Annotated in this window: 1 pseudogene; it reads right to left on the bottom strand. The window is 44.8% G+C overall.

Annotated elements, in window-relative coordinates:
* Positions 1-1,825, bottom strand: a pseudogene (locus WBM98_RS13140) (hypothetical protein); the annotation flags it as partial.

Raw genomic sequence — 1,825 nt, 5'->3', positions numbered from 1 at the left:
TCGAGCGCAAAGGTTGCCAGGTCCACGTCCTGAGGGTTACCGCCCTCGATACCTATGGTGAGTGTCTCGCCGGCAAGTATTGACCCTAGAATGTTCTGGTCATCGGTGCCAACGGGCACAGAAAGGTCAAAGTCGTTGACACCTACTGGGGTTATGATCACAGAACCATCGGCAGAAGCTATGGCCTGAATCTCATTGTTGGGGTCAAAATCGGCATCGTTTATAGAAAATGCAGTTAGTTCTGCTTCCGTAACGAAAGTAGGATCTAAATCAATTGAATTACCTGCTGTGGCCGGTATGGTTAAAGAAACTATGGTACCTGTTAGTTGAATGTCTTGCAATTCGTTCGTAGGGTTTTCTCCTCCTCCGGCAATAGTAGCAATATCTAGTTCATCTTTTAATTGCTCTATAGCAAGTTGTGTATTTGTAGCTGATAAAGTAATATAGGGATTAAAAGGAACTTGCGCAGCGTTTTGGTTACTCCCTAAAATAGGGGTTAAATCTACACCTGTTCCATCAGTGATATTCAAAGTATTCCCAGTTAAGCTTAAATTTTGGTCGTCTGTATCAGCTTCTCCTAAAATAGGGGTTAAATCAACACTCGTACCATCTGTAATATTTAGAGTATTCCCTGCTAGGCTAAGGTTTTGATCATCCGTATCCACCGTTCCAGGGGGCAGGTCGACAAACCCACCATCAGTCAATGAAATCCGATTGCCCGCAATGCTCAATTGTTGCTCATCCGTATTATCCAAATAAGGTACAAGACTTATTGGGGCGCCCCCATCTTCCAATGATAATATGTTACTGGCCAGTGTTAATTGTTGTTCATCTGTATCTACTGTGCCAGGGGGGAGGTCTACAAAACCACCATCGGTTAGAGAGATACGTGTACCAGCTGGATTGATGGATAATTGTTGTTCATCAGTATTATCCAAAAAAACTGCAAGATTTACGGTATTCCCATTATCGATACTTAAATTATTTCCTGCAAGCGTAAGATTTTGACTATCACTTCCTGAATTGTTAAATGACGCCAAACTAACGGTCTGTTGATTTGGCCCTTCATTAAATACAAGATCATCTCCTTGAACCTGAATGCCTGTGATTAGCTCATTCTGATCATCCGTATCCCCATCTGCAGCAATAGCGTCGGAATTAATCTGTATGTTATTAGCATTGGTTCCAATATTCAAGGTATTTGAAAGTATATTACCCTGTAGGGTACTATCATCATAAAAAGCCCCTCCATCAAGGCCTATCATAATATTGTTTCCTGTATCCCCACTTACAATATCGGCCCCTGTAATAAACCCTGGGGTATTTGTTAAACTGCCCAAGGTGACTTCACCGGTATCCAAGGCGTCCAATCCCACCGCGTTATCGATGATTTCATTCCGCCCTACGGCATCATTGCCCAATTTACTCTGCCCGATGCTATTGTCCTGAATGTCAACCCCATTGATTCCCCCATCGACAATCTGCGCACTGCGAATACTGTTGGGGGCTACTTCGATATGGTTGTTCTCCCCATTGGGCGTAATGACCAAGGTACTGTTCGCATTGACAAAGGGATCGGTGGTCAAATTGGGAATGCCGCCAACCTCTTCACAAATATTCACCCACTGGGTGCCATCGTAATAATGTACGCATTGCAGGTCGGTGTTGTAGACCACGGCCCCGGCCAAGGGGGTAATCGCATTCATTTCTACCGTGGTAACACGGGTGATCACCAACACCCGGGAACCGCTTTCGAGTTCCAATACCGATGTGGGATCTATGGTCTGGGGATTGTCCCCGATCTTGATCTGCCCGTTGGCGGAGG

This window comes from Maribacter sp., from assembly GCF_049667165.1.
Taxonomy (GTDB): Bacteria; Bacteroidota; Bacteroidia; order Flavobacteriales; family Flavobacteriaceae; genus Maribacter_A.
Note: the sequence above shows the minus strand (reverse complement) of the source record. Positions and strands in the feature narration are given on the sequence as shown.